General features: G+C 72.8%; 16 protein-coding genes and 1 riboswitch. Of the genes, 4 read left to right on the top strand and 12 right to left on the bottom strand.

Annotation, left to right across the window (positions count from 1 at the left end; translation table 11 throughout):
• Positions 1 to 3: 3 nt before the first annotated feature.
• A complete protein-coding gene (locus O2W15_RS17695) occupies positions 4 to 1,941 on the bottom strand; it encodes an alpha/beta hydrolase (RefSeq protein ID WP_269180325.1) in 1,938 nt (645 codons plus the stop codon).
• A gap of 69 nt (positions 1,942 to 2,010) precedes the next feature.
• Positions 2,011 to 2,781: a zf-HC2 domain-containing protein gene (locus tag O2W15_RS17690; protein ID WP_269180324.1), complete on the bottom strand. Its 771-nt coding sequence runs from the start codon at positions 2,779 to 2,781 to the stop codon at positions 2,011 to 2,013.
• Positions 2,782 to 2,828: 47 nt separating this feature from the next.
• Between O2W15_RS17690 and O2W15_RS17685 the strand changes: the two genes are divergently transcribed.
• Positions 2,829 to 3,383 carry a sigma-70 family RNA polymerase sigma factor gene (locus O2W15_RS17685; RefSeq protein WP_269161059.1) on the top strand — a complete coding sequence of 185 codons (555 nt, stop codon included), beginning with the start codon at positions 2,829 to 2,831 and terminating at the stop codon, positions 3,381 to 3,383.
• A 30-nt stretch (positions 3,384 to 3,413) separates the two neighbouring features.
• On the opposite strand, the gene O2W15_RS17680 is transcribed toward O2W15_RS17685, so the two are convergent.
• From O2W15_RS17680 to O2W15_RS17670, 3 genes are all read right to left on the bottom strand, one after another.
• Positions 3,414 to 4,205: a DUF4184 family protein gene (locus O2W15_RS17680; RefSeq protein ID WP_269180323.1), complete on the bottom strand. Its 792-nt coding sequence runs from the start codon at positions 4,203 to 4,205 to the stop codon at positions 3,414 to 3,416.
• 68 nt (positions 4,206 to 4,273) lie between these two features.
• The gene (locus O2W15_RS17675) at positions 4,274 to 5,260 is read right to left on the bottom strand and encodes a cytochrome c oxidase assembly protein (protein WP_269161057.1); all 987 of its coding nucleotides are present in this window, start codon (positions 5,258 to 5,260) and stop codon (positions 4,274 to 4,276) included.
• A 92-nt stretch (positions 5,261 to 5,352) separates the two neighbouring features.
• Positions 5,353 to 6,291: a DUF5926 family protein gene (locus tag O2W15_RS17670; RefSeq protein WP_269161056.1), complete on the bottom strand. Its 939-nt coding sequence runs from the start codon at positions 6,289 to 6,291 to the stop codon at positions 5,353 to 5,355.
• A 75-nt stretch (positions 6,292 to 6,366) separates the two neighbouring features.
• Here O2W15_RS17670 and O2W15_RS17665 point away from each other — a divergent pair, with 75 nt between their 5' ends.
• Together O2W15_RS17665 and O2W15_RS17660 are read left to right on the top strand one after the other, a co-directional pair.
• Positions 6,367 to 7,578, top strand: coding sequence for a cytochrome P450 (locus tag O2W15_RS17665; RefSeq protein WP_269180322.1), 1,212 nt, complete (start codon positions 6,367 to 6,369; stop codon positions 7,576 to 7,578).
• A gap of 227 nt (positions 7,579 to 7,805) precedes the next feature.
• Positions 7,806 to 7,904, top strand: a riboswitch (cyclic di-AMP (ydaO/yuaA leader).
• A gap of 24 nt (positions 7,905 to 7,928) precedes the next feature.
• Positions 7,929 to 8,795, top strand: coding sequence for a LysM peptidoglycan-binding domain-containing protein (locus O2W15_RS17660; RefSeq protein ID WP_269180321.1), 867 nt, complete (start codon positions 7,929 to 7,931; stop codon positions 8,793 to 8,795).
• A gap of 125 nt (positions 8,796 to 8,920) precedes the next feature.
• On the opposite strand, the gene araA is transcribed toward O2W15_RS17660, so the two are convergent.
• The 7 genes from araA to chvE all read right to left on the bottom strand — a co-directional run bounded on the left by araA (position 8,921) and on the right by chvE (position 18,077).
• Positions 8,921 to 10,444, bottom strand: a complete 1,524-nt coding sequence (gene araA / locus O2W15_RS17655; RefSeq protein ID WP_269180320.1) for an L-arabinose isomerase — start codon at positions 10,442 to 10,444, stop codon at positions 8,921 to 8,923.
• Positions 10,441 to 11,124, bottom strand: a complete 684-nt coding sequence (locus tag O2W15_RS17650; protein ID WP_269180319.1) for an L-ribulose-5-phosphate 4-epimerase — start codon at positions 11,122 to 11,124, stop codon at positions 10,441 to 10,443. Before O2W15_RS17650 ends, araA begins: the two co-directional genes overlap by 4 nt.
• A complete protein-coding gene (locus O2W15_RS17645) occupies positions 11,121 to 12,785 on the bottom strand; it encodes a xylulokinase (RefSeq protein WP_269180318.1) in 1,665 nt (554 codons plus the stop codon). The genes O2W15_RS17650 and O2W15_RS17645 overlap by 4 nt, the downstream gene beginning before the upstream one ends.
• Before the next feature lie 103 nt (positions 12,786 to 12,888).
• Positions 12,889 to 13,896 (bottom strand): LacI family DNA-binding transcriptional regulator, encoded by a 1,008-nt coding sequence (locus O2W15_RS17640; protein ID WP_269161050.1) that lies wholly within the window; start codon positions 13,894 to 13,896, stop codon positions 12,889 to 12,891.
• A 121-nt stretch (positions 13,897 to 14,017) separates the two neighbouring features.
• Positions 14,018 to 15,271, bottom strand: a complete 1,254-nt coding sequence (gene mmsB, locus O2W15_RS17635) for a multiple monosaccharide ABC transporter permease (protein WP_269161049.1) — start codon at positions 15,269 to 15,271, stop codon at positions 14,018 to 14,020.
• Positions 15,268 to 16,806 (bottom strand): multiple monosaccharide ABC transporter ATP-binding protein, encoded by a 1,539-nt coding sequence (gene mmsA, locus O2W15_RS17630; protein ID WP_269161048.1) that lies wholly within the window; start codon positions 16,804 to 16,806, stop codon positions 15,268 to 15,270. The genes mmsB and mmsA overlap by 4 nt, the downstream gene beginning before the upstream one ends.
• Positions 16,807 to 16,925: 119 nt before the next feature.
• On the bottom strand, positions 16,926 to 18,077 hold the full coding sequence (chvE, locus tag O2W15_RS17625; protein ID WP_269161047.1) for a multiple monosaccharide ABC transporter substrate-binding protein: 1,152 nt from the start codon (positions 18,075 to 18,077) through the stop codon (positions 16,926 to 16,928).
• A 265-nt stretch (positions 18,078 to 18,342) separates the two neighbouring features.
• Here chvE and O2W15_RS17620 point away from each other — a divergent pair, with 265 nt between their 5' ends.
• On the top strand, positions 18,343 to 19,959 hold the full coding sequence (locus O2W15_RS17620; RefSeq protein ID WP_269180317.1) for a long-chain fatty acid--CoA ligase: 1,617 nt from the start codon (positions 18,343 to 18,345) through the stop codon (positions 19,957 to 19,959).
• Positions 19,960 to 19,992: the final 33 nt, after the last annotated feature.

The following is a 19,992-nucleotide window of genomic DNA, read 5'->3' as shown; positions in this document are numbered from 1 at the left end:
CGGTCAGGGGGCGGGGTCGAACGCTTCCACGGCCGGGTCGAAGACCTGCTCCCGGTGGACGTCCATGCGCTCCGGGCTCGAGGTCAGCTGCACCACGGCCAGGCCCGCCGGGGTGTCGGCCAGGGCCAGGTCGACCCGCTGGCCGAGGTCGTCGAGCCGGTACAGGTCCCAGGTGGCCGACCCCGTCTCGCGCTGACCCACCGGCTCGAGGGGCTCGCCGGTGCCCAGCTGCGCGGCCAGCTGCGGGAGCAGCTGGTCGGCCGTCGCACCGGGCACCACCTGCTGCACCAGCGAGACCAGCGGCGACTCCTGGAACGCACCGGGGACCACCTCCGACCAGCCCTCCGGCCGGACCCCGGCGACGCCCAGCTCCTCGCTCTCCCAGGCCGTCATCTCCACCTGCACCCCCTCCACGGTGAAGGCCGGGATCTCGACGTCGTCGACGCAGGAGGCGTCCGGCTCGCTGTCCGGGTCGGCGAGGAAGTCGCGGGTCAGCTGCACCGCGCACTCGTGCGTCGCCACCGAGCCGTGCCCGGTGGCGGGGAACTCGACGTAGACGCTGTTCCCCAGCTGCTCGGCCAGCTGCGCACCCCACCGGGGCGGGGTGATCGGGTCGAGCTCACCGGCCAGCACCAGGGTGGGCAGGTCGCTGGTCAGCGCGTCGTCCTCCCCCGCACCGGGCTCACCGGCGTCCCAGTCGGCGCAGACGTCGAAGACGCCCGGCCCCATCGTGGGGGTGCTGTCGAAGAAGCTCTCGACCAGCGGGTGCTCGGCGGTCGCGTCCGCCACGGCCTCCGGGTCGCTGAAGCTGATCTCCTCCTCGCACTGCACGGCCAGCTGCTGGCCGACGCTGACCAGGTCCAGCTGCTGGGAGAAGGCACTGAGCAGCAGGCCGATCGAGCCGAACTCGTCGTTCGCCGCGGCCTCGACGATCTCCGGGAGGAACGGGATCAGCTCGGTCGAGTACATGCTCTGGAAGAGGAACCCGACGAGGCCGGCGCCGTCCAGCGGGCTCTCCACCCGCTCGCCGGTCGTCGGGTCGCGGACCGTGACCGAGGCGGGCGCGGCGTCCAGCTCCGCGACCAGGTCGGTGACCGTCTGCTCCAGGTCGGGGTACCGCTCGGCGCACCGGGCGTCGGCGGCGCAGGTGGCGAACAGCGCCTCCAGCGCCCGGGCAGCGTTGCCCGGTGTCTCCTCGTAGAGGTCGGCGTCGATCGGGTACGCGGCGTCGAGCACCACCGACCGGATGCCCTCGGGGTGGTCGCGCATGGCGGTCTGCGCCAGCCGCGTGCCGTAGGAGATCCCGTAGAGGTTCCACTCCTCGTGGCCCAGCGCCCGGCGCAGGTCCTCGAGGTCGGCCGCCGAGGCCGCGCTGTCGTAGTCGGCGAAGTCGACGCCCTCGTCGACCAGCCGCTGCCGGCACTCCTCCAGCGAGGCCGCGGCCTGGGCCGCCAGCTCCTCGACCGGCTCCTCCGACCCCAGCGACTCCCGCACCCAGGAGCTGTACTCCTCGCACGCAAGCGACGGCTCGGTCAGCCCGGTGCCGCGCTGGTCGAGGAGGACCAGGTCCCGGTCCTGGGCGAGCGGCTCGTACAGCTCCCCGAACGCGAGTGGCACGAACTCCAGCGCACCCTGGCCCGGGCCGCCGGAGAGGTAGACGAGCGGGTCCTCGGCCGGGTCCTCGGCCGCCGCGGCGACGACGCCGAAGGCCAGGCTGACCGTGCCGGCACCCGGGTCGTCGCGGTCGGCCGGCACCTCCAGCGTGCCGCACTCGATGTCGACCCCGGCCGGGACGTCGAAGTCGCAGGCGCCCCACTCGGCCTCACGGGCCGCCGCGGTCGACGCCGTCCCCGCCGCGTCCGCGCCGTCGTCCTCGCCGTCCCCGGTACAACCGGCCAGGAGCAGGACGGCGAGCGGCACCAGAGCCAGGCGACGGTCCATGGGGTTCCTCCGTGTTCGCTGCCGGTCACACCGGCTGGTCAGCGCGGGCAGTCAACCAGGGGCACGCGGTCAGGCGGCCGCGCGCTCGCCCCCGCCTTCGACCCCGACCGCGGCACGCGCGGCCGGGCCGGCGGCCCGCCAGCCGGGCGCCGCAGGACGCTCGGCCCACCGCCCGGGCTCCGCTCCCCGGGCGACGGCCCACCTCGTCACCGGCCGGGCGACCCGCTCTCCGGTCGGACCGGTGCGGGCACCCCGGTTCCGCAGCGCGAGCCAGCTGACCAGCACGGCCCCGCCGAGCAGCAGCAGGTGCCCGACCGCCCGGCCGGGGTGCACGTGGCCGGTCCCCAGGTCGCCGACGGTGACCCAGGCGAGCACGGCGGTGAAGGGCAGCAGGAAGGGCAGGGCGCCGGCCGCCAGCCGCGGCAGCACGGCGACGCCGAGGAAGCAGGCAGCCAGCCCCAGGTTCCAGGCACCCGTCTCGTGCGCCAGGTGCACCGGGGCGGCCGCCGCACCGCCGGCCCCCAGCAGCGCCGGCAGGCTGACCGCCAGCTGACCGGCGCCCACGGCCAGCAGGGCGAGCCGGAGGGCGCCGTCCAGCCACGCCCGGGAGCGGGCCGCCGGCTGTACCGCCGGCAGCCGGCCCAGGACCGCGGCGGTCACGTCGGGCACCGCCGCGACCGGGGTCAGCCGGGCCCGGCGGGTCACCTCCGCCGCGGCCTCGGCCCACCCGCGGCAGGCCGGGCACCGACCCAGGTGCTCGTCGACCCAGGTCTGCGGCGCGCCCGGGGACTCGCCGTCCAGGTCGGCGGAGACCGCCTCACGACAGGCTGCACAGCTCACGGTGGCATAGTCGCCGCCGACGACCGCAGAGTTCCCGGAGGGTCCACGTGGGGCAGCTGGAACGTCTCGCTGCCCGTGCAGCCGAGGGCGACAGCCTGGCTCAGGCCGCGCTGATCCGGGAGACGCAGACCGACGTGTGGCGGCTGTGTGCGCACCTGGCCGACCGCCAGGCCGCCGAGGACCTCACCCAGGAGACCTACCTGCGGGCCCTGCCGGCGTTGCGGGGCTTCGAGGGCCGGTCGTCGCTGCGCACCTGGCTGCTGTCCATCGCCCGCCGGGTCTGCGCCGACCACCTGCGGGCCCGGAAGCGGCGCGGCCTGGTGCTGGTCTCCGACGACACCGACCTGGCCGACCTGGTCCGCGACGTGCCGGACGACGAGGTGGGCGGGTCGGTCGCCGCGCAGGACGTGCTGGACCGGCTGGAGCCCGAGCGCCGGGAGGCCTTCGTGCTCACCCAGCTGATCGGGCTGCCCTACGCCGAGGCCGCCGAGGTGGTGGGCTGCCCGATCGGCACGATCCGCTCCCGCGTGGCCCGGGCCCGCGCCGACCTGGTCGAGGCGCTGGTCGCCGCCGACCACCCCCGCACCCGCCGCCCCTCCTAGGGCCAAGAGCGCGATCTTGGCCCCTGACGGTCAGGGCGAGGTGAGCTGCTCCGCGCGGCGGCGGGTGAACGCACGGTGCACGTGCCAGCCGACGGCGTAGACCACCAGTGCCACGATGAACGCGGTACCGCCCTCGACCAGGAACGTCCGCAGCTCCGCCTCGGCCACACCGACCCGGTCGACGACCCCGTCCACCCGGTAGGCCTCGCGGATCTCCGTCAGCCGCCGCACCGCGGCGACCGCTCCCGTCCCCACCGCCACCGCGGCGAGCAGCGCGGCGATGCCGGTACGCAGGCGACGGGGCAACAGGACGCCGGCCGCCACCGGCTGCGGGGGCGTGGCCCGCCACCAGCGGACCAGCCACCCCAGCAGAGCGACCGCTCCCAGCACGCTGAAGGCGACCTCCAGCCGCACCGCCCACGGGGGGCCCGGGGAGCGGGTCAGCTCGTCCCACGCCAGATGGGTCGCCGCGCCGACGACCAGCGAGACGGCGATGAGAGCCAGCGCCGCCGAGCTGCGCCAGCGGAAGCCCAGGGCCGCGGGCGCCGCGCGCCCGCCGGCCGACGGCGGCAACAGCGCGAGCAGCGGGCCCTTGAGCAGGAGCTGGAACGTGGCCAGCAGCACCGACCCGATGATCGGGTCCAACCAGAGCACGGACGACCACGCGTGCGTCAGCGTGAGGTTGTAGTCACCGCCGATCCACTGCAGCGAGACGTAGTAGGGCAGGTCCGGGGCCATCGCGCCGGCCACCAGCGCGGAGGGCACCAGGGGAGTGCGCAGCAGCGGCAGCACCACCGCTGGGTGGACGAGGGTGAACGGCACGCGGGGAGGGTAGGGCGCGCCGACCCGGCCGACGGGGACCCGACCGCGCGCGTCCGGTCAGCCCACGGTCAGGGGTGCTGGGCGGCCAGGCGGCGGAGTCGCTCGTTGTAGGCGGTCAGCTCGGGGTCCTCGCCGCTCTCGCCGCGGGCGATCGCCCGGTCGCGCGCCCGGTCGGCAGACCGGTTGGCCCGGTCCTCCGACCGCGTCCACTGGAAGAAGACCACCGCCAGCACCAGCACGGTGGGGAACTCCCCGAACGACCAGGCGATGCCGCCGGCCGCCCCCTGGTCGTACAGCGGGTCGATGCCCCAGGACTCCGGCGGGGTGGTGTAGCTGGTGAGCAGCAGCGTGTTGCTCATCATCACGATCACGCCGAAGAACGCGTGGAAGGGCGCCGGCAGCAGCAGTTCCAGCATCCGCGCGCCGTGCCCGGACCGCCGGGGCCAGGGGTCGATGGCCATGATCGGGCCGAAGAACAGCAGCCCGGTGACCAGGAAGTGCAGCAGCATGAACGTGTGCCCGGGCACCGTCGACATCAGCTCGTCGAACAGCGGGGTGAAGTAGACGCCGTAGAGGCTGGCGATGAACAGCGGGATGGTGAACAGCGGGGAGGAGACCAGCTGGCCCAGCCGGCTGTGCAGGGCCCCGAGCAGCGCCCGCCGCGGCATCCCGGCGGGCCCCTGGGCCGCGGGGAGTGCGCGCAGCATCAGGGTGACCGGTGCGCCGAGCAGCAACAGCAGCGGCGTGATCATGCTCAGCACCATGTGCTGCACCATGTGCAGGCTGAACAGCGCCATCCCGTAGCTCTGCAGGCCACTGGCGGTGACGTGGAACAGGGTGGCGCAGCCGAGCAGCCACGCGACCGTCCGGGACGGCGCCCAGCGGACGCCCCGGCGGTGCAGCCGCCACAGCCCGACCAGGTAGCCGGCGGCCATCAGCACGGCGAGCCAGGCCACCGGCGACGCGGCGGCCAGGTCCAGCCCCAGCACCCGACCGAGGGTCGGCGGCAGCTCCGGGACGTGCATCGCACCCATGCCGCCGTGCTCGTGGCCCACGTTCGTCCTCTCTCAGCTCTGCTGTGCGGCCCCCACGGTAGGCCTGGCCCGGCCCTCTCGCCGCAGTCGCCGAGGGGGCCGGGTCCGCCGGCTCAGCGGAGCGTGACCTGCCGGGACAGCAGCCCCGCGCGGGCCCGTCGCTCGTCCGCGTCCAGCGGCTCGGTGACCGCCAGCGCAGCGTCCAGCCGGGAGTGCAGCTCGGCCGAGGGGCCGGCCCACTCGGCACCGGGCACGGCGCCGGGCACGTCCCACACCGGGACGACGAGCCCGAGGGCGCGGAAGGCGCCGGCGTAGCGGGTGCCCTCCCCCAGGCTCAGCTGCTCGGCCGCGCCGAGCCGGGCCAGGGCGTCCAGCAGCGCCTCCTCCGGCTCGGGGCGCACCCAGCGCACGTGGCCGCGCTCGGTGGTGGGCCGGCACCAGTAGGCGGCCTCCAGCCCGTCCAGCCGCACCGTGGGCATCACCATCTCGTTGGCCTGCTGCAGGCTCGCGCGGGCGGTCGCGTCGACGTCGGCGCCCTCCAGCCAGAACTCGAAGTCGTCGTGCACGGTGACCTCGAACGGAGCCGAGAGGTCCAGCAGCTCCTGCAGCCGCGGCCCGGCCGAGCCGGCGGCACCGATGGGGCCCGGGTCGACGGGGGCGCCGGCCGGCGCCTCGAGCGCGGCGGCGAGCGCGGTGCCGAGGTCGCGGCTGACGTCGTCGGAGGAGGTCTGCAGCTGGACGCCGAGCAGGATCTCGCCGTTGGCCCGCACCAGGGCAGGGGTGCCGCCGGGGAGCACGCTGGCCAGCGTGACCGACCGGCCCTCCGTGGTGGTCAGCTTGGCGGTGGCGGCCGGCACGAGCTCGCGCAGCGCCACCCAGTCGACCTCGCCGGGCAGGCCCTCGAACGGGCGGAGCACCGGCTGGCCGTAGCCGGAGCCGTGGCAGTGCTTGTAGCGGCGACCGGAGCCACAGGGGCAGGGCGCCTTCGGGTTGGTCTCACCGTCGGTCGCGGCAGGGGCGGCGGGGCGGCGGCGGGTCGTGGAGCGGGCCATGCCTGCGAGCGTAGGAGGCGCCGTCGGCGACCGGGGGACGGCGTCCCGTCCGGCTGCCGCCCGTAGGCTCTTCCGGTGACACCGGCTCCCGTCCCGTTCGACCTGACCGACCCCGCGCTGGTCGCCGATCCCTATCCCGCGTTCGCCGTGGCCCGCGCCGCAGCGCCGGTGCAGTGGGACGAGCGGCAGGGCCTGTGGCTGGCCTTCGGCCACGCCGAGGCCAACGCCGTCCTCCGGGATCGACGGCTGGGCCGGATCTGGTCGGACCGGACCCCCACCGAGCGGTTCGAGAGCTTCAACCTGATCCACCGCAACGCCATCCTGGAGATGGAGCCGCCCACGCACACCCGGCTGCGCCGGCTGAGCAGCGCGGCGTTCGCCCGCGGCCACGTCGAGCGGCTGCGACCGTGGGTCCAGGACCTGGCCGACTCGCTCGTCGACTCCCTCGTCGAGCGCTCCGCCGGCGCGACCGGCGTCGACGTGCTGTCCGGCATGGCCGAGGAGCTGCCGGTCGCAGTCATCGCCGAGCTGCTCGGGGTGCCGGCGGTCGACCGGCCGCTGCTGCGCCCGTGGTCGAACGCGATCGTGAAGATGTACGAGTACGGCCGGACGTCGGAGATCGAGGCCGACGCCGAGCGGGCCGCCGCCGAGTTCGTCGCCTACCTGCGCGAGCTGGCCGCCGAGCGGCGGACCGCACCGGGCGAGGACCTGCTCACCCACCTGGTCACGGTGCGCGACGCCGAGGGCGACCGGCTCACCGAGGACGAGCTGGTGACCACCTGCATCCTGCTGCTCAACGCCGGCCACGAGGCGACGGTCAACGTCAGCGGCAACGGCCTGCTGGCGCTGCTGGAGCACCCCGACCAGCTCGCCCGGCTGCGCGCGGACCCGGCCCTGCTGCCGACGGCGATCGAGGAGCTGATGCGCTACGACTCACCGCTGCAGCTGTTCGAGCGCACCGCCACCGAGGACGTCGAGATCGGCGGGGTCACCGTCGCTCGGGGACAGAAGATCGCCGCCCTGCTGGGCAGCGCCAACCGCGACCCGGCCGTCTTCGTCGACCCGGACACTCTCGACGTCGGACGCGCGGACAACCCGCACATCTCCTTCGGGGCCGGGGTGCACTTCTGCATCGGTGCCCCGCTGGCCCGGGTGGAGCTGCAGGCCTCCTTCGGTGCACTGCTGAGCCGGACGTCCCGGCTGGAGCTGGCCCGCCCGGCCCGGCGCCGCCCGGAGTTCGTCATCCGCGGGCTGCAGGACCTGCCGGTCGTGCTCACCGGCCGCTGAGCCGTTGCGCCGGGAGACGACCTCGGGGCACCGGCGCACGCCGCGTCCATGATCCGTCACAGCTCGTGCTGACCGCGTCGGGGAGCCCGGGAAAGCTCGTCGCCGACCGGCTCCCCCGGCCGACGGCCTGCCTACCGTTGTCTCCGTCCGCCGCACGGCGGGCTCCGGACGACGGCACCGCCGAACCTGCCCACCGTCGCCCGGACGTCACGAGACCACGGGCAGGCGCGGGGGACCCACCTCGCAGGACCAGGCCTCCGGGCCTTGGGGTGAAGCCGCAGCACGCGGCCGGGCAGCTCTCGCCCGAACCCGACAGCTAACTCCGCAGGCGGCGAGAGGCACACACACCCATGCTCAATCGCTTCACGGCACGGCGCGACCGCTCCACCGAGCGCTCCGCCTTCGCTTCGGCGGCACGCCCCGCCATGGTCGTCGCGGCAGCCGCGGCGATGTCCTTCGGGGTCATCGCACCGGCCGCGGCCCACACCGGCAGCCACACCGTCAGCCCCGGTGACACGCTCAACGAGCTGGCCGCCAGCCACGGCACCACCTGGCAGGACATCCACGCCGCCAACCGCGACACCATCGGCAGCAACCCGAACGTGCTGCGCGTCGGCCAGGTGCTGACCATCGGCGGAGGGGCGGCCCCGGCGGCTGCACCGGCAGCCGCACCCGCGGCGGCGACCGGCACCTACGTGGTGCGCTCCGGCGACACCCTCGGCAAGATCGCCGCCCAGCACGGCACCACCTGGCAGGCCCTCTACGCCGCCAACCGCGGCACCATCGGCGGCGACCCGAACGTGCTCCGCGTCGGCCAGACCCTCACCCTCGGCGGCGGGGCGGCCGCACCTGCGGCCCCGGCACCCAGCCGCCCGGTCGAGCAGCCCGCCAGCCGCAGCGCCGACCGGACCGCCAGCGGTGACCCCCGGTCCATCGCCCGGACCATGGTCGCCGAGCGCGGCTGGGGCCCCGGCGAGTTCGACTGCCTGGACGCCCTGTGGGAGAAGGAGAGCAACTGGGAGACCACGGCCGACAACCCGAACTCCAGCGCCTACGGCATCCCGCAGGCGCTGCCCGGTTCGAAGATGGCCTCGGCCGGCCCGGACTGGCGCACCAACCCGGCGACCCAGATCACCTGGGGCCTGGGCTACATCAGCGACCGCTACGGCACCCCGTGTGGCGCGTGGGCGCACTTCCAGGCCAACAACTGGTACTGATCGACCAGCGCGACGGGTCGGTCGGCGCGGTTCCGCGCTGACCGACCCGCACCGGTGGTCCGGGCGACCGGACCACCGGCACGACGACGCCCCGGCCGGGCAACCGGCCGGGGCGTCGTCCGTCCTCAGAGGCGCTGGTTGAGCCGGTGGTAGGCCGCGCTCCAGCGCAGCTCCTTGGCCAGGCTGCGCCGGGTGGTGTCGGCGTCGATGAGCACCAGCTCGGTGTCGAACACCTCCGCCAGGTCGGTCAGCTCGTCGGCCCCCAGCTGGGTGGACAGCACCGTGTGGTGCGGCCCGCCGGCGGTCAGCCAGCCCTCGGTCGCCGTCTCGAAGTCCGGCCGGGGCTCCCAGACCGCCCGGGCGACCGGGAGGTTCGGCAGCGGCTCGGACGGCTCGACGACGTCGATCTCGTTGGCCACCCAGCGGAACCGGTCGCCCAGGTCGCACCAGCCCACCATGATGCCGGCGGCGGGGGCAGCGGTGAACACCAGCCGGGCCGGGTCCTCGCGGCCGCCGATGCCCAGCGGGTGCACCTCCAGCCGCGGCTTGTCCCCGGCGATCGTCGGGCACACCTCGAGCATGTGGGCACCGAGGATCTTCGGGGTCTCCGAGGCGAGGTCGTAGGTGTAGTCCTCCATGAAGGACGTGCCGCCGGGCAGCCCCTGGGCGGCGACCTTGAGCACCCGCAGCAGGGCAGAGGTCTTCCAGTCGCCCTCGCCGCCGAAGCCGTAGCCGTCGGCCATCAGCCGCTGCACGGCCAGGCCGGGGAGCTGGCGCAGGCCGCCGAGGTCCTCGAAGTTCGTGGTGAACGCACCGAAGCCGCCCTCGGTGAGGAACTGGCGCAGGGCCACCTCGATCCGGGCCTGGTAGCGGACATGAGAGTGCCGCTCGCCACCCGGGCGCAGGTCGGCGTCCATCTCGTAGAGGTCGCCGTACTCGGCGACGACCGCGTCCACGGCGGAGTCGGCGACCGCGTCGACCACCTCGACCAGGTCGTTGACGCCCCAGGTGTTCACCGACATGCCGAAGCGGATCTCCGCCTCGACCTTGTCGCCCTCGGTGACCGCGACGTTCCGCATGTTGTCACCGAACCGGGCCAGCTTGAGGCCGCGGGCGGCGGCCGCACCGGCGGCGGCGCGGGCCCAGGAACCGACCCGGGCCTGCACCCGCGGGCTGCCCGCGTGGCCGGAGACGGTGGTGCGCGGCGTGCGCAGCCGGGTGAGCATGAACCCGTACTCGCGGTCGCCGTGGGCGGCCTGGTTCAGGTTCATGAAGTCCATGTCGATCGTCGCCCACGGGAGGGCGGCGTCGGCCTGGGTGTGCAGGTGCAGCAGCGGCTTGCGCAGCGCGTCCAGCCCGGAGATCCACATCTTCGCCGGCGAGAAGGTGTGCATCCAGGTGATGACGCCGAGGCAGTTCGGGTCCTCGTTCGCCTCGCCCATCATCTTCCGGATCGCACCGGCGTCGGTGAGCACCGGCTTCCAGACCACCCGGACCGGGACGGCGTCGGCGCCGTCCAGCGTCGCGGCGACCCGCTGCGACTGCTCGGCGACCTGCTGGAGGGTCTCCTCGCCGTACAGCCCCTGACTGCCGGTGAGGAACCAGATCTCCGAACCCTCGAATGCCACCTGCTGCTCCTTCGTGCTCATCGTTGTCCGTAGACGTTCTGGTAGCGCGCGTACAGCGAGTCGATGTCCGCCTGCGCGATCGGGACGGGCTCACCCAGCTGGCGGGAGAGGTGCACGGTGCGGGCGACGTCCTCGGTCATGACGGCGGCCTTGACCGCGGCCTTCGCCGAGGGCCCGATGGTGAAGACGCCGTGGTTCTTCATCAGCACCGCCGGCGAGCGGTGCCCCTGCAGCGTCTCCACGATGCCCTGGCCGATGGAGTCGTCACCGATCAGCGCGAACGGCCCCACGGGGATGGGCCCGCCGAACTCGTCGGCCATCGCCGTGAGCACGCAGGGGATCTCCTCGTGCCGGGCCGCCCAGGCCGCGGCGTAGGTGCTGTGCGTGTGCACTTGGCCGTTCACCTCGGGCATGTTCCGGTAGACGTAGGCGTGCGCCGCCGTGTCGCTGGAGGGGGCCCGGACGCCGTCGACGGCGTTGCCGTCGAGGTCGCAGACGGTGATGCCCTCCCAGGTCAGCTGGTCGTACTCGACGCCGCTGCCCTTGATGACGAACAGGTCCTCGCCGGGCACCCGCTCGGACACGTTGCCCGAGGTCCAGGTGACCAGCTCGTAGCGGGTCAGGTAGGTGTGCAGGTGGGCGACGTGCTCGCGCTGGGCGCGCAGCGTCCCCTGCTCGGTGCGGGTCGGGGTGGAGGTCATGCCGGCTGCTCCTCGGTGGTGGCGGTCGGGGTCTCGTCGGTGTGCGGCTCGGCCGGCCGGTCGCCGATGGCGACGTGCTCCACGGCGGCCCGCTCGACCGGCAGCCCGGCGACGTACCGCTGCATGAAGGCGTCGAAGCCCGCGACGTCGGCGGGGTCGGGCTCCGCGGTGGTCAGGCTCGCGTCACCGAACACCGCGGTGTCCAGGTACTCGGCGAGGCTCTGCCCCGCGGGGCGGCCGGCGGCGAAGGCAGCCAGGACGGCGATCCCCCAGGCGCCGCCTTCGGCGGCGACGTCGCCGACGGCGACCGGGGTGTCGATCGCGGCCGCCAGGAACCGCTGCGCCACGCCCTCGGTCTTGAACAGGCCGCCGTGCGCGAACATCCGGTCCAGGCGCACCCCCTCGGTCTTCTGCAGCACGTCCATGCCGATCCGCAGCGTGGCCAGGGCGGAGAACAGGTGCGTCCGGACGAAGGTGCCCAGGTCCAGCGGGCTGTCCGGGGAGCGCAGGAAGAGCGGCCGCCCCTCCTCGAAGTCGGTGATCGGCTCACCGGAGAGGTAGTTGTACGCGAGCATCCCGCCGCCGTCGCTCGTACCGCCCAGGGCCGCGGTGAAGAGGGTCTGGAAGACCTCCGACGTGCCGGCCGGCGACCCCAGCGCCCGGGCGAACTCGGTGAACAACCCGGCCCAGGCGTCCAGCTCACTGGCCCCGTTGTTGCAGTGCACCATCGCCACCGGGTCACCGGCCGGCGTGGTCACCAGGTCCAGCTCGCGGTGCGCCCGGGAGAGCGCGCCCTCGAGCACGACCATGGCGAAGATCGACGTCCCGGCGGAGACGTTCCCGGTGCGCGGAGCGACCGAGTTGGTCGCCACCATGCCCGTGCCCGCGTCGCCCTCCGGCGGGCACAGCGGGACGCCGGCGCGCAGCCGCCCGGACGGGTCGAGGAGCCTCGCACCCGCCTCGGTGAGCGTGCCGGCGGGCTCGCCGGCGCGGGCGACGGCGGGGAGCAGCCCGGCGAGGGTCAGCTCCACCCCGGCCTCGGCCGCCAGCTCGTCGAACCGGGCCAGCATCGTGGCGTCGTACCCGCCACCGGCGTCGACCGGGAACATGCCGCTGGCGTCCCCGATGCCCAGGACCTTCTCGCCGGTCAGCTGCCAGTGCACGTAGCCGGCCAGGGTCGTCAGGTGGTCCAGCCGGGCCAGGTGCTCCTCCCCGTCCAGGATCGCCTGGTAGAGGTGCGCGACGCTCCAGCGGTGCGGGATGTTGACCCCGAACTCCGCGCTGAGCCGCTCGGTCGCCTGCCCCGTGTTGGTGTTCCGCCAGGTGCGGAACGGCGTGAGCAGCTCACCCTCGGCGTCGAACGCGAGGTAGCCGTGCATCATCGCGGAGACGCCGAGCGCGCCGACCCCGGACAGCTCGACCCCGTGGCGCCGCTGCACGTCCTCGGCCAGGGCTGCGACGCTGCGCTGCACACCCGACCAGACGTCCTCCAGTGCGTACGTCCACCGCCGGTCGACCAACTGGTTCTCCCAGTCGTGGCTGCCGACGGCCAGGGGGGTGTGGTCCGGCCCGATCAGCACCGCCTTGATCCGGGTCGATCCGAACTCGATCCCCAAGGCCGTGCGACCCGAGGTGATCGCCGTTCCGGCGTCCATCGTCATGTCAGGAGCCCCTTCCGCCCACCGTGACGGGCCTGGTCCCAGCGAACCGGTTCGCCGCAGGCCGCGGCACCGGATGGATTGTTAGCGTTAACAACGAGCTCCGTCAAACCGTCTGCCGGGCTGGTCCGGTGGACCGCCGCACGACCAGCTGGGGCAGGACCGGCTGGGACTCCAGCGGCTCCCCCCGCAGTCGGGCGAGCACGAGTTCGACCCCGCGGCGGCCCAGCTCGGCGAAGTCCTGCCGCACCGTGGTGAGCGGCGGGGTGAAGTACGCGCACTCGGGGACGTCGTCGAAGCCGACGACGCTGACGTCGCCCGGTACCGACAGCCCCTCGTCGGCCAGGGCGCTGAGCAGGCCGAGCGCCATCTGGTCGTTGGCGACGAAGACGGCGGTGACGTCGTCCTGTCCGGCGCGCACGCGGGCGGCCAGCTCACGGCCGGCCGCGTGCCCCGAGCTGGGCCACCAGTCACCGTGCAGCGGCTCGGGGACCGGTGCGCCGGCGTCCTGCAGTGCGCGGCGCCAGCCGACCATCCGCCCGCGGGCCTCCAGCGAGTCCGGCGGCCCCGTGACGTGGTGCACGGTGCGGTGCCCGAGCTCGAGCAGGTGGCGGGTGGCCAGCTCCGCCCCGACCTCCTGGGCGACCCACACGGTGGGCCGGGACTCGTCCCGGCCCACCTGCACCGCGATCAGCGGCACCGGCGCCTCGAACCGCCGCAGCGCCTCGACCGCTTGGCCGTAGGTGGACAGCGCGACGACCGCGTCGACGGACTGGGCCACGAAGCGGTCGACCGCCTCGCGCATCGCCGCCTCGCTGTCGTCGTCGAGGATGGCGACCCCGAGGGAGTAGCCGGCCGCGCGGGCGGCCTTCTCCAGCCCGAGCAGCGTCTGCGCCGGCCCGTACTGGTTGATGTGCGAGGTCACCAGCCCGAACGAGCGGGTGGACCCGGTGACCAGGGCGCGGGCCGCCGCGTTCGGCCGGTAGCCGAGCTCGGTGATCGCCCGCTGCACGCGCTCCCTGGTCGCCGGCGCCACGTTCGGGTGCCCGTTGACGACCCGGGACACCGTCTGGTGCGAGACGCCGGCGTGCACGGCGACGTCGGAGAGTGCCAACGCGCGCGGCGCTCCATCGGGCAGCACGGTTCCCCCCTTCAGCAGAGGGCGGCGCCGATGCCGTCCTCGAGGTGAGGACGGCGCCGGTGCCGCCCTCGACTTGGTGGCTCCGCGACCTACGTCAGCGGGAGGCTCCGGCGCGCCGCTTGTTGTAGACGTCGAAGGCGACGGCCAGCAGCAGCACGAGGCCCTTGACCACCGACTGGATCGACTGGTCGACGCCCAGGAGCGACATGCCGTTGCTCATGACCGCCATGATCAGACCACCGACCATGGCCCCGACCACGGTGCCGACACCGCCGGTGACCGCCGCACCACCGATGAAGGCAGCGGCGATGGCGTCCAGCTCGAACATCTCACCGGCGGCCGGCTGGGCCCCGTTGGACCGGGAGGAGTAGATGATCCCGGCCACCGCGGACAGGAAGCCCATGTTGACGAAGATCCAGAAGTTGACGGCCCGCACCTTGACGCCGGACAGCGTCGCCGCCGAGAGGTTGCCGCCGATCGCGTAGACCTGACGCCCGAACACGGTGTTCTTGGTGATCAGGCCGTAGGCGATCGCCAGCACACCCAGGATGATCAGCACGATGGGCAGGCCGCGGGCGTTGGCCAGCTGCCAGGCGAAGGCCATGACGACCACGCCGACGGCGACGACCTTGGCGATGAACAGCGCCAACGACTCGACCGGCTGCCCGTAGCGGGCCCGGGCAGCGCGGGAGCGCCAGCCACTGACCGCGTAGCCCGCCACCGCGACCGCGCCGATCAGCAGGGTGAAGGTGTCGTAGCCGTAGCCACCGAGCAGGCCGTTGAGGAACCCGCTGGCCACGTCGCGGTACTCCGCCGGGAACGGGGACAGCGAGACGTTGTCCAGCACCTGGAGCGTCAGCCCGCGGAACAGCAGCATGCCGGCGAGGGTGACGATGAACGCCGGGATGCCGACGTAGGCGACCCAGAACCCGTGCCAGGCGCCGACGGCCAGGCCGACGGCGATCGCGGCCAGGGCACCGCCCCACCACGGCCATCCCTGCTGGATGACCAGCACGGCGGAGACCGCGCCGGTGAGCGCGACCACCGACCCCACGGAGAGGTCGATGTGCCCGGCGATGATCACGATGACCATGCCGATGGCCAGCACCAGGATGTAGGAGTACTGCAGGACCAGGTTGGTGATGTTGCCGGCGCTGAGCAGGGTGCCGTCGGTCAGGAACGCGAAGAGGGCGACGATCGCCACGAAGGCGACGTAGATGCCACTGGTCCGCAGGTTGCTGCGGAGGAGGTCGCGCATGTTGCCCGAACCGCTCTGCCCGCCCGGGGTGGGCTTGAAGTCGGCGTTCGGTGGGGTCTGGCCCGCCTCTGGGGGAACGGTCCTGGTCATGCTGCGAGCTCCCTCTCCTTGGTCATGAGCGCCATCAGGCTCTCCTGGGTGGCCTCACGCACCGGCACCTCACCGGTGATCTGGCCGGCGGACAGCGTGTACACGCGGTCGCAGGTGCCGAGCAGCTCGGGCAGCTCGGACGAGATGACCACGACGGCCTTCCCGGCCGCCACGAGGTCGTTGATGATCGTGTAGATCTCGTACTTGGCGCCCACGTCGATGCCGCGGGTGGGCTCGTCGAGGATGAGCACGTCCGGGTCCGTGTAGAGCCACTTGGACAGGACGACCTTCTGCTGGTTGCCGCCGGAGAGCTTGCCCACGATCGACGAGACGCTGGGCGCCTTGATGTTCATGCTCTTCCGGCTGGCCTCGGCGACCTTGGTCTCCTCGTTGCTGTTCACCCAGCCACGGCGGGAGAGCTTCCCGAGCCCGGCGGCGGAGATGTTGCGCCGGATGTCCTCGATCAGGTTGAGGCCGTACTTCTTGCGGTCCTCGGTCGCGTAGGCGATGCCGTTGTCGATCGCCTCGGTGACCGAGCGCGTCTTCACCTCCTTGCCGTGCATGAAGACCGTGCCGGAGACCAGCCGGCCGTAGGAGCGGCCGAAGATGCTCATCGCGAGCTCGGTGCGCCCGGCGCCCATCAGCCCGGCGATCCCGACGACCTCACCGGCGCGCACCGAGAAGTTGGCGTGGTCGACCACCAGACGCTCCTGGGTCGGGTGCTTGACCGTCCAGTCCTCGACGCGGAGGACCTCCTCGCCCGGGTGCGACTCGCGCTCGGGGTAGTAGGACTCCAGGTCGCGGCCGACCATGCCGCGGATGATCCGGTCCTGGGTGACCTCGCCCGCGTGCAGGCTCAGCGTCTCGACGGTCTTCCCGTCCCGGATGATCGTCACGTTGTCGGCGATCGCGGTGATCTCGTTCAGCTTGTGCGAGATGATGATCGAGGTGATCCCGCGCTCCTGGAGCTTGCGGATCAGACCGAGCAGGTGCGCGGAGTCGGTGTCGTTGAGCGCCGCGGTGGGCTCGTCCAGGATCAGCAGCTTCACGTCCTTGGACAGCGCCTTGGCGATCTCGACGAGCTGCTGCTTGCCGACGCCGAGCTGCCCGACGGGGGTGATCGCGTTCTCGTGCAGGCCCACGGACTCGAGCAGCTCGCTTGCCTCGGCGTTGACCTTGTGCCAGTTGATCAGGCCACCGCGGCCGCGGCGCTCGTTGCCCAGGAAGATGTTCTCGGCGATCGAGAGGTAGGGCACCAGCGCGAGCTCCTGGTGGATGATCGCGATCCCCACGTGCTCGCTGTCGCGGATGCCGGAGAACTTGCAGACGTCACCGTCGAAGACGATCTCGCCGTCGTAGCTGCCGGCCGGGTAGACGCCGGAGAGCACCTTCATCAGCGTGGACTTGCCGGCGCCGTTCTCACCGCAGATCGCGTGGACCTCGCCGCGTCGCACGGTCAGCGACACGTCCTCCAGCGCCTTGACGCCGGGGAAGGTCTTGGTGATGGAGCGCATCTCCAGGATGTTGTCGTCCATGGACTCCGTCGTCCTCGTCGTTCACAAGGGATGGGTGGGCCGAGTGTCGACCACTCGGGGTGTGTGCGCCTGCGGACACCCCATCCGGCCGGCGTCCGGCCGGGACTGGGGGACGGAGGTCAGTCCGTCTGACCGGCGGCGACCTCTTCGGCCGTGTAGTAGCCGGAGTCGATCAGGACGGACTGGATGTCGTCCTGGTAGACCGTCTCGATCGGGAGCAGGTAGGACGGGACGACCTTGACACCGTTGTCGTAGGTCTCGGTGTCGTTGGCCTCCGGCTCCTCGCCCTCGAGGTAGGCGGTGGCGGCGGCGACGGCCTGCTCGGCCAGCAGCCGGGTGTCCTTGAAGACCGTGGAGTCCTGGACGTTGTCGGCGATCAGCTTGACCGAGGCGATCTCGGCGTCCTGACCGGTGATCACCGGCATCGGCTTGGGCTGCGCGTCCTGCGTCGGGCCGTACCCGGCGTTCTGCAGCGCGGTGATGATGCCGCGGGAGATGCCGTCGTAGGGCGACAGGACGCCGTTGACGACCGAGCCGTCGTTGTAGCTGGAGGTGAGCAGGTCCTCCATGCGCCGCTGGGCGGTCTCCTGCGACCAGCGCAGCGTGGCGGCCTGCTCGATGCTGGTCTGGCCGGACTTGACGACGAGCGTGCCGTTGTCGATGTAGGGCTGCAGGACCGACATGGCGCCGTCGAAGAAGAAGCCAGCGTTGTTGTCGTCCAGCGAGCCGGCGAACAGCTCGATGTTGAACGGCCCGGTGGCCCCGGTCGGGTTGCCCTCTTCGTCGGTGATGCCCAGGCCGGTCAGCAGGGCGGTGCCCTGCGCGACGCCGACCTTGAAGTTGTCGAAGCTGACGTAGAAGTCGACGTTCTCGGTCTCCCGGATCAGCCGGTCGTAGCTGATCACCGGGATGTCCTGGTCGGCCGCGTTCTGCAGCTGCGCGCTGAGCGCGGTGCCGTCGATCGCCGCGACGATCAGTGCGTCGACGCCCTGGGCGATCATCTGGTCGATCTGCTGCGACTGGGTCGGGATGTCGTCACCGGCGTACAGGAGCTCGACGTCGTACCCAGCCGACTCGAGCTGGTCCTCGACGTTGGCGCCGTCGGCGATCCAGCGCTCGGAGGTCTCGGTCGGCATCGAGACGCCGATGGTGAGGTCCGACGGGTCGGCGTCCGCGGTGTTGTTGTTGCTGCCGGCACCCTCGCCGCCACATGCGCTGAGGGTGAGCGCCAGCGAGGCGCCCAGGGCGGTCAGTCCGAGCTTCTTGTTCACTGCCACATCTCTCCTTCGAGACATCTGCCCCCTGATGGCGCAGGCCCGCCGCTGCGGGCTGAGACAGTGTGAGCGCTAACAACCCCGGTCCGTCAAGCCCGTCACCCGAACTGGATCGTCACGGTCGCGTAACGGGCCGTTCACCCCGCATCCGCCCCGAGCCGAGGCGATGGCCCACTCCCCCGTCCGGGGGGTGGACCGGGGTGTCGTCGGCGGGCGGCGTCCACGGGTAGAACGTGAGCTCGGTCACTGGCACCATGCGGCCATGCGTGGGCTGATGCAGGACGTCCCCCTGACCATCGACACGATCTTCCGGCACGCCGAGCAGCACCACGGCGACGTCCCGATCGTCACGAACAACCCCAGCGGCAAGGTGCGCACCACCTACGCCGAGTGGGCCGACCGCACCCGGCGGCTGGGCGGGGTCCTGGACACCCTGGGCATCAGCGCCGACGGCCGGGTCGGCACGTTCGCCTGGAACTCGGCCCGCCACCTGGAGCTGTACTTCGCCGCCCCCTGCACCGGGCGGGTGCTGCACACGCTCAACGTGCGCCTGTTCCCCGAGCAGCTGACCTACATCGCCAACCACGCCGAGGACGAGGTCGTCTTCGTCGACCGCACCGTGCTGCCCCTGCTGTGGCCGCTGATCGACACGATGACCACCGTCCGGCACGTGGTGGTGATGGACGACGGCGGCGACAACGAGGTGCCCGACGACCCGCGGGTGCTCGACTACGAGACGCTCCTGGCCGACGCGCAGCCGGTCGAGTTCACCACCACGGACGAGAGCGCAGCCGCCTCCATGTGCTACACCAGCGGCACGACGGGAAACCCGAAGGGCGTCGTCTACAGCCACCGGTCGACGGTGCTGCACACGATGGCCGTGGTCTCCCCCAACGGCTTCGGCATCGGCGTCGAGGACGTCGCGATGCCGATCGTGCCGATGTTCCACGCCAACGCCTGGGGCATCGCGCACGCCGCCCCCGCGTCCGGTGCGGCGATGGTCTTCCCCGGCGCGATGATGCAGCCGCAGGCACTGGCCGACCTGATCATCGACGAGGGCGTCACCTTCACCGCAGGGGTGCCGACGATCTTCCAGGGCGCGCTGCCGCACCTGGCCGGCCGCACCCACCGGCTGCGGAAGATCGGCTGCGGCGGCTCGGCCGTGCCGAAGGCGCTGTCGGAGGCCTACCGCGAGCAGGTCGGCCTCCCGCTGTACCAGGCGTGGGGCATGACCGAGACGCACCCGGTCGCCTCCGGCGGCACGCTGTCGGCTCGCTGGGCCGACGCCGACGAGGGCGCCAAGGCGGAGCGGCGGGCCCGGGCCGGCCTGCCGCTGTTCGGCGTGCAGGCCCGGATCGTCGACGCGGACACCCTGGCGGAGCAGCCCTGGGACGACAAGGCCACCGGCGAGCTCCAGGTCCGCGGCCCGTGGTGCGCGAAGGACTACTACCGGCCCGACGCTGGGGTGGAGCTGGCCACCCCGGACGGCTGGATGAAGACCGGCGACGTCGCGGCGATGGACGAGAACGGCAACATCCGGATCGCCGACCGCACGAAGGACCTGATCAAGTCCGGGGGCGAGTGGATCTCCTCGGTCGACCTGGAGAACGCGATCATGAGCCACCCGGCGGTGAAGGAGGCCGCCGTCGTCGGCATCCCGCACCCGAAGTGGGACGAGCGGCCGCTCGCCTGCGTCGTCCTCAGGGAGGGCGAGACCGTGACCGGCCAGGAGATCATCGACCACATCACCCCGCTGGTGGCCAAGTGGTGGCTGCCCGAGGCGGTCGAGTTCATCGACGAGGTGCCCAAGACCAGCGTCGGCAAGTTCTCCAAGAAGGACCTGCGCTCCCGCTTCGCCGACTACCCGACCAGCAGCTGACACCCGAGCGACGCGGGCGGCCGGCAGGCCGCC

The organism is Modestobacter sp. VKM Ac-2979 (genome assembly GCF_026967995.1).
Taxonomy (GTDB): domain Bacteria; phylum Actinomycetota; class Actinomycetes; order Mycobacteriales; family Geodermatophilaceae; genus Modestobacter.
Note: the sequence above shows the minus strand (reverse complement) of the source record. Positions and strands in the feature narration are given on the sequence as shown.

Excerpts from the sequence above, each read along its gene's own strand:
- O2W15_RS17660 (WP_269180321.1), top strand. The coding sequence starts at position 7,929 with ATGCTCAATCGCTTCACGGCACGGCGCGACCGCTCCACCGAGCGCTCC.
- O2W15_RS17620 (WP_269180317.1), top strand. The coding sequence starts at position 18,343 with ATGCGTGGGCTGATGCAGGACGTCCCCCTGACCATCGACACGATCTTC.
- O2W15_RS17670 (WP_269161056.1), bottom strand. The coding sequence starts at position 6,291 with ATGGCCCGCTCCACGACCCGCCGCCGCCCCGCCGCCCCTGCCGCGACC.
- mmsB (WP_269161049.1), bottom strand. The coding sequence starts at position 15,271 with ATGACCAGGACCGTTCCCCCAGAGGCGGGCCAGACCCCACCGAACGCC.
- O2W15_RS17650 (WP_269180319.1), bottom strand. The coding sequence starts at position 11,124 with ATGACCTCCACCCCGACCCGCACCGAGCAGGGGACGCTGCGCGCCCAG.
- O2W15_RS17645 (WP_269180318.1), bottom strand. The coding sequence starts at position 12,785 with ATGACGATGGACGCCGGAACGGCGATCACCTCGGGTCGCACGGCCTTG.
- mmsA (WP_269161048.1), bottom strand. The coding sequence starts at position 16,806 with ATGGACGACAACATCCTGGAGATGCGCTCCATCACCAAGACCTTCCCC.
- araA (WP_269180320.1), bottom strand. The coding sequence starts at position 10,444 with ATGAGCACGAAGGAGCAGCAGGTGGCATTCGAGGGTTCGGAGATCTGG.
- O2W15_RS17695 (WP_269180325.1), bottom strand. The coding sequence starts at position 1,941 with ATGGACCGTCGCCTGGCTCTGGTGCCGCTCGCCGTCCTGCTCCTGGCC.